This is a genomic window from Amazonocrinis nigriterrae CENA67, assembly GCF_016056305.1.
GTDB classification, from domain to species: domain Bacteria; phylum Cyanobacteriota; class Cyanobacteriia; order Cyanobacteriales; family Nostocaceae; genus Amazonocrinis; species Amazonocrinis nigriterrae.
Map to the genome: position 1 here is coordinate 8,205 of NZ_JAECZC010000084.1, position 7,395 is coordinate 15,599.

Consider the following 7,395-nt stretch of genomic DNA (forward strand, 5'->3'; position numbering starts at 1 on the left):
GCTGGCTGCAAAATTCTTCTACAATTAAGCGTGATTAATGTTTTAAGATGAGCATGAGTCAAATATACAAAATTATTACATGGAGTTAATATTTTAAATTATGAGAGGGAGTAGTGATCAAAATTTAGTTGTTTTAACACTTTATATTATTGGTGTTTCCTTTGTCTTCAATCGGATGGTCGAATCCATTGATGATCGAATAAAATTTGAGTTTAAAAAAGGTAGTGTCGATGACCAACTCAAAGAACAAAATCTTCAAGACCAAATTGGTGTTTCCTTTAAATTCGATAACTCACATTCACTAGGAAACCCGGACAAGGAATTAAAAGAATTGTCCGTTAGCATTGAAAATAAATCAGACAATATAGCGATATATGTTGACTGGGATAATAGCGCTTTAATCGTTGATTATAGTAAACAATCATACCGAGTAATTCGGAAATCACCAGACGTAACCCGCGACTTAGGTGTACCACAGATTTTCAGTGTGATTGCCCCGAAGAAAACACTCTCAGAGACAGTGACAGCCGAAAATGTTTTTAAACTAGAGGATAAAATTTATAAACCAAGTTCCCCGTTAATTAATATCACCGCCCTGCAAAAGTCGCAAAAAAAGTTGTACAACGACTTTATGAACCAAAGAGCAGAGTTGACATTTTCACTACAACTCGTGATGCGGTTATCTGAATTACGTGTCGGTTTAACGCCAGGTGCTAACGTACCTCCTGTGTGCATTATCAATTGTCCCTTCACTGTCAAAAAATTACCCTGGACTTACGCCCTACCCTGGAATAAAAAGAAGTAATCCGTACCATACACATAATGTCATCGAAGATTACACTGGAATTAGGGAGAGAGTAGGCGCAGGCGGTTGCAGATCAGTCATATAACTGGTTTGAGGAAAGTCCGGGCTCCCGAAAGACCAAACTTGCTGGATAACGTCCAGTGCGAGCGATCGTGAGGATAGTGCCACAGAAAGATACCGCCAGGAATAGGGAATAGGGACTGGGTACTGGGGACTGGGGAAGAAATTTCCCAATCCCCGATCCCTAATCCCCAATCCCCGATCCCTGGTAAGGGTGCAAAGGTGTGGTAAGAGCGCACCAGCAGCGTCGAGAGGCGCTGGCTCGGTAAACCCCGGTTGGGAGCAAGGCGAAACAGGAACTACGGTTGGTCTTTTACCAGTTCCTAAAATAGAGCCGCTAGAGGCGTATGGTAACAGGCGTCCCAGATAGATAACTGCCCTCGCAAGAGAACAGAACCCGGCTTATGTCCTGCTCTCGAACTTTAATGGAGTCAAGAAACCAAGAGTTTCTGGCTCCATTGTTTTTTGTACGCATTTTGTACGTAATACCATTTTCAAAAATTTTTGTAACAAATGAATCGTCTGTAGGGGCGTACAGCTGTACGCCCTTACCCATATATCCGTATCAGGTATTTCATGAAATGGTATTAGTAAATTAATGTGAGTTCGATAAACACAAATTGTCGAGTAGAAAAGGCGATCGCTTGGTATAGCCAACATTAGCCTGACAGCAGTTCTAGAAAGTTGATAAATCTATGGATGGCTAACAAAGAGACACAAAGGTATAGGTAATTTTTCAACGCACTGCTTAATGTATCGTTGTCAAGATTTTGTACTATAAGTAATATTTTCAACATGTTTTAGAAGCCTAAAATATCGTTAAAATGTACAAAACTTGTACATTTAAAATTTGTATAAGCAAAAATGCTTGTAAATAGCGAAAATTGTATGTAAACATCAATCAGCTTTATTTAAAAGTTAAGAGTTAGGAGTTAGAAGTTTTATCTCCCCCTGCTCCCCTGTTACCCCTAATCCCCATTCCCTCCGGTCGTGGGGGCCCCGAGTTCCCCTGGTCCCCTGCTCCTCCGCTCCCCTGCTCCCTCGCTCCCCTGTACCACTTCCCTTGATGACACTAGTTTATCCACGCCGTCAACGGCAACTCGAAAGTTTAGTCAGAAAGTTAGGTTTACCACCACAAGCACCCATCAAATGGCAACTGCTGGATTTGGCGCTGACTCATCCTACTGTCTCTGAATCAGCAAATTATGAACAACTAGAATTTGTCGGTGATGCAGTGGTAAGACTGGCGGCGGCAGTTGTGTTGTGGGAAAATTATCCAGATTGTCAAGTAGGAGATTTTGCAGCCATTCGTTCGGTTTTAGTGAGCGATCGCATTCTCGCCCAACTGGCAAGAGAATATGGTTTGGAGTTATACTTACTGGTCGCTGGTAGTGCTACTAGCGATAAAGTTGGGCAAGAGTCAAGACTAGCAGACGCTTTTGAAGCTGTTTTGGGTGCGCTTTATCTCAGTACTAATAATTTAGATCTGATTCGCCCTTGGCTTGACCCACATTTCCAACGACTAACAACAGAAATTCGCCTCGACCCCGCCAGACTGAACTACAAAGCAGCGTTGCAAGAATGGACTCAAGCACAGTTTAAAGTTTTACCTGAATATCGGGTCATAGAAGCTAATCAAACTAATCGCAATCAAGAGCGTTTCATCGCTGAAGTTTGGCTGCATGGTAATAAATTAGGTGAAGGCAAGGGACGCTCAATCAAAGCTGCTGAACAAGCCGCTGCAAAAGTAGCTTATTTAGCAATTTCTAACCAGGGAAGTTCTTGAGAATTCATATTAAGTTGTATTAAAAGATTGTGACTTTAGGAGCAGGGGAGCAGAGGAGTACAGGGAGATAAAACTCCTAACTTCTCACTATTGACGATTGATGATTTGCCACTGACTATTGACTATTGACTATTGACTATTAACAAATGATAAAAATCGCGATTATTGGGGTTGGGCGCTGGGGAGTGCATTTACTACGGAATTTTCTAGCACATCCCCAGGTGAGTGTAGTGGCGGTGGTAGATCCACATCCAGAAAGATTGGCAGCGGTGAAGCAGCAATTTAATTTAGAAGAAAATATACTACTGACAACACAGTGGCAAGATTTGCAACAAGTGCCACAATTGACAGCAGTGGCGATCGCAACTCCAGCTTCAACCCACTATGCTTTAATTAAGGACGCCCTGAAGCAGGGATACCACGTTTTAGCAGAAAAACCCTTAACCCTCGACCCAGTAGAATGTCGGGAACTTTGCCAGTTAGCACAGCAACAGCATTTAATACTGATGGTTGACCATACCTACTTATTTCACCCAGCAGTTGAGCAAGGACAAGCTGTAGTTCAAGCAGGCAAATTAGGCGACTTACGCTATGGCTACGCCACCCGTACCCATTTAGGGCCTGTGCGCCAAGATGTTGATGCCCTCTGGGATTTAGCCATTCACGATATTGCTATCTTTAATAACTGGCTGGGTCAAGTACCTGTGAAAGTACAAGCAACAGGCACTATTTGGTTACAGAAGGAAGGGAGTAGGGAGTGGGGAGGAGCCACTGCGGTCTTGGGGTCTCACGCCACATGCTTCAACGGGGGGAACCCCCGCAACGCAGTGGCTCCCCAAGTGGAGCATGTGGCGTTAGGGAGTAGGGAAATTAACCACTCCCCATCAGGGTTAGCTGATTTAGTATGGGTGACGCTGACATACCCCGATGGTTTTCAAGCATATATTCATTTGTGCTGGCTCAATCCTGATAAACAACGGCGGCTTGTGGTTGTGGGTAGCCTTGGCAGCTTGATTTTTGATGAAATGTCACCCTCATCACCTTTGACCTTACTACATGGTGAGTTGGAAATTCAGGGGAATCACTTTCTGCCTGTAAATCAAAAACCAGAGGTGTTGGAACTAGCAACAGGGGAACCGTTGCAGCGAGTTTGCGATCGCTTTGTCGCTTCTATCCTCCACAATACTCCCCCAGAGATTTCATCGGGCTGGGTAGGCACAGAGTTAGTTCAAATTCTCGCCGCTCTCTCGACATCTCTTAATCAAGGCGGTCAACCTGTTTTTTTAAAGGACTAGCAGGGGAGCAGAGGGAGCAAGGGAAGCAGGGTTAGTTCTAGGATGAGGTAGATGGGTAATGGGTAATGGGTGATGGGTAGTGGGCCAGATGTGATGACTAATAGTAGAATCCAATTCTCTTTTTCCCAATTACCAATTACCAATTACCAATTCCCAATTACCAATTACCAATTCCCAATTACCAATTACCAATTCCCAATTCCCACTTAACATTTATAAGTATTTTCCACAAGCGGTAGTTCAGAATTTTCTCCGTCTAACTCTGTTTTCTCAAAATCATAAACCCCGATGGAGTCGTCTCGAACAAAGTTGTCTCGAAGGGTCGGGTAAGAATCTCCAGAGGAAACTCCTAGATTTTCTAAACCCCCCTCCTGTTCTGGAGGAGGTAAAGGCAAGACATCAACTATAGGCAAGGTAATTGTCACTGTCGTTCCTTGATTCAGTCCCGGACTTTCAAGAGTAATGCTACCTCCCATGAGTTCAATTAAGTTTCTAGAAATGGCCAATCCTAATCCCGTACCCTCTATCTTGCGTCTGGTGCTATCATTCACCATCACAAAGGGGCGAAATAGTTTGTGCTGTTGGGCGGGTTCAATACCTAAACCTGTATCTGTGACAGTAATAATTACTTGAGGTTTGTCGCCACTCTGGTGAATATTTGTACTAATTGTGATATTTCCTTCATCAGTGAATTTGGTGGCATTACCAATCACATTGATCAGTACCTGCCTCAACTTTGCCGCATCTGCCATCACGGAAATCGGCTCATTACCTAAATCAATTTTTAATTGCAAGCCTTTTTGTTGAATATTTACTGATTGTAAATTAATGACCTCTTGCAGTATTTGACGTAGGTCAATCAATTCCATCACCACTGAAAGTTTACCGGCTTCGATTTTGGAAATATCAAGCAGGTCATTAATAATTCCTAGCAAGTGCATCGCTGTTTCATCGGCACGTTTGAGGAACTCCATTTCTTCTTCCCGACTATCACACATGCCTTCTCGAACTAGACGCACGCAGTTAATAATTATATTTAATGGGTTTCGCAACTCGTGGGAAGTAGTGGCTAAAAATTGACTTTTAATTTGGTTGGCTGATTTTGCTTCTTTCCAAGCAATTTCTAGTTCTTCTGCCCAAGCTTTGAGTCTTTCAACCATTTGGTCTAGTGCTTGGGCTAGTTGATTGAATTCCCGGATTTGGAAGTTGTGAGGTACTGGTTGTGCGGCGTGGTGGCTGTGAATATTTAAAGCGTAGTCTCGTAGTTGTTCTACAGGACGTGCAAGGTAAGGAGCTAAACAAAGCGATGCCAATAAACTTGCACCAATCAACCCCACTGTTAAAACTATGAGGATGAGTTTTATTTCCTCTAAACCAAACAAAGCATTATCTACAGTGGTGACAGCTAGAAGTACCCATTTTTGCCCCTGCTGGTTTGTAACAGGATTGGCAATGGTCGTATAACCACAGACTAATTCTTGACCATCTTCAAAGGATAAATTGATCGAATTATTTTGACCAGCGATCGCATTTTTGACAATGCTTTGTAGTTGGGAAGCATTTGGATGCTGTTTAATATTAGTCCCGATTCGCTCTTTTAAGGGGTGTGCTAATATCGTGCCGTCCTCGGCAATGACTAACATCGAGCCTGTGAGCGAACCTGGCTGAGAATGAGTTTTCTGATAAAGTGCCGACTGAAGATTCAAGGTATACTTTAATTCCCCAGTTTGGTTGTACACTGGGGCAGAGAACACCAACTCTAGTTGGTTGTGTGTATTTCTTTGACCAGTGACTCCCGCCTTTGGCGGTAATATTGTCTTGACATCAACGCTGTTATTTGGTATCGATAAGCTCAATTCTGTAATTGCTTGATTGCCACAGGTACTAGCAATGATGTCACCGTTTTGCACATTGGTTAATTGCAGGCATTCAATGTAGTTTGGCAGTTGTTGTGCTAGCTGTGTGAGAAATTGTTGTACTTCCAGAGGCGAACCTGACTGAACAACCGTTGTGCGACTGGCAACTAGTAAGCTAGTTTTGAGAGTAGCGATCGCATTGACAATCTTTTCTCCTTTAATAGTGGCGCTTTCTGTGAGGTTTTGACCCGCAGTTTTTAATAGACTCGTGCGTGTTTTATTCAAAGCGACAATCTGCCCTACAAATAAAACCGGGAAAAATAGAAGCAAAATTCTTGTAACTAAAATACGACGAAAGGATGATTGACGGTGCTTAGCCATCGCTTGTCTCACTTCGCATCTGCAAACCACAACAGCAACGATATGCAATTAGACCAGAGAAAGGAGACATATCATGAAGTTATAAAAACTTTGTTATTAGCCCCTAACAATATCAAGTATTTATAACGTGAAAAGAAACTTACTATACCAAAACTCGTGTAGTGTAGAGATGAAAGTGACTTTTGTTGCATACAGATACAGTTATGAACTTGGTAAACGTTAGCTTGTAGGCATAGATTTTTGATATCGACACACTACAAGGAAAATATCCAGACTATCAAACCAACCCAATGGTGCAATATCGTCCTCATACCACAGTAGTTTTGGCAATGAGTGCAGATGGCAAGATAGCAGATTACAAGCGATCGCCTGCTCGGTTTGGCTCAGGGGCTGATAAAGCACACCTAGAAAAACAAATCGCTGCCTCTGATGCCGTTTTATTCGGTGCTGGCACTCTCCGCGCCTACGGTACTACACTTACCGTATCACAACCAATTCTGCTGCAACATCGAATACAGAAGGGCAAGCCTGCCCAGCCGGTTCATATAGTCATTTCACACTCTGCTGACCTCAATCCGGAAATTAAGTTTTTTCAACAACCAATCAAACGCTGGTTGCTCACAACAAAAGCGGGGGCAATTTCTTGGCAAGAGCGCTTAGACCAAAAAAAAGGCGTACCGCTGACAACTATGAAAAATGAAGTCCAAGAGTATCCTCCAAAATTTGAACAGATTCTAGTTTTTGAAACACCAATAGGGACAATTGATACTCTAGCTGCTTTGCAACACTTGGCATCTCTACATATAACACGCCTAGCAGTTTTGGGTGGTGGCGAATTAGTAGCTTCTATGCTGGAATCAGATTTAATAGATGAAATCTGGCTCACTGTCTGTCCCCTAATTTTAGGCGGTGCAGCAGCACCCACACCAGTAGGGGGTAAAGGATTTTTATCTCAACTAGCTCCCAGATTAGAACTTTTGGAAGTTCAAACTGTCGAGCAGGAAGTATTTTTGCACTATCGCCTGCAACGACCTTAAATTGGGAATGGGGAATGGGGAATGGGGAATTGGGAATTGGTGAGCCAGCGCGGTCTTGGGGGTTTCCCCCATGAGCGACTGGCGAACCCGAAGGGGAATGGGGAATTGGGAATGGGAAAAAGAAGTTATATCCAACTTTCCCCTCATCCCCCTCATCCCCCTCATCCCCCTCATC

Annotated in this window: 5 protein-coding genes and 1 other RNA gene; 5 read left to right on the top strand and 1 reads right to left on the bottom strand. The window is 43.2% G+C overall.

Features of this window, described 5'->3' with window-relative positions; translation table 11 throughout:
- Positions 1 to 100 precede the first annotated feature (100 nt).
- From I8748_RS28435 to I8748_RS28450, 4 genes are all read left to right on the top strand, one after another.
- Positions 101 to 805, top strand: coding sequence for a hypothetical protein (locus I8748_RS28435; RefSeq protein ID WP_198127855.1), 705 nt, complete (start codon positions 101 to 103; stop codon positions 803 to 805).
- 49 nt (positions 806 to 854) lie between these two features.
- Positions 855 to 1,285, top strand: an RNA gene (gene rnpB / locus I8748_RS28440) — RNase P RNA component class A.
- A 646-nt stretch (positions 1,286 to 1,931) separates the two neighbouring features.
- Positions 1,932 to 2,651, top strand: coding sequence for a ribonuclease III (gene rnc, locus I8748_RS28445; RefSeq protein ID WP_198127856.1), 720 nt, complete (start codon positions 1,932 to 1,934; stop codon positions 2,649 to 2,651).
- A gap of 146 nt (positions 2,652 to 2,797) precedes the next feature.
- Positions 2,798 to 3,946, top strand: a complete 1,149-nt coding sequence (locus tag I8748_RS28450) for a Gfo/Idh/MocA family protein (protein ID WP_198127857.1) — start codon at positions 2,798 to 2,800, stop codon at positions 3,944 to 3,946.
- A 206-nt stretch (positions 3,947 to 4,152) separates the two neighbouring features.
- On the opposite strand, the gene I8748_RS28455 is transcribed toward I8748_RS28450, so the two are convergent.
- The gene (locus tag I8748_RS28455; protein ID WP_198127858.1) at positions 4,153 to 6,183 is read right to left on the bottom strand and encodes an ATP-binding protein; all 2,031 of its coding nucleotides are present in this window, start codon (positions 6,181 to 6,183) and stop codon (positions 4,153 to 4,155) included.
- 290 nt (positions 6,184 to 6,473) lie between these two features.
- On the opposite strand from I8748_RS28455, the gene I8748_RS28460 reads away from it, so the two are divergent.
- Positions 6,474 to 7,220, top strand: a complete 747-nt coding sequence (locus I8748_RS28460; RefSeq protein WP_198127859.1) for a RibD family protein — start codon at positions 6,474 to 6,476, stop codon at positions 7,218 to 7,220.
- Positions 7,221 to 7,395 lie beyond the last annotated feature (175 nt).

Coding starts and splice junctions, on each gene's coding strand:
- I8748_RS28435 (WP_198127855.1), top strand. CDS start 101: ATGAGAGGGAGTAGTGATCAAAATTTAGTTGTTTTAACACTTTATATT.
- rnc (WP_198127856.1), top strand. CDS start 1,932: ATGACACTAGTTTATCCACGCCGTCAACGGCAACTCGAAAGTTTAGTC.
- I8748_RS28450 (WP_198127857.1), top strand. CDS start 2,798: ATGATAAAAATCGCGATTATTGGGGTTGGGCGCTGGGGAGTGCATTTA.
- I8748_RS28455 (WP_198127858.1), bottom strand. CDS start 6,183: ATGGCTAAGCACCGTCAATCATCCTTTCGTCGTATTTTAGTTACAAGA.
- I8748_RS28460 (WP_198127859.1), top strand. CDS start 6,474: ATGGTGCAATATCGTCCTCATACCACAGTAGTTTTGGCAATGAGTGCA.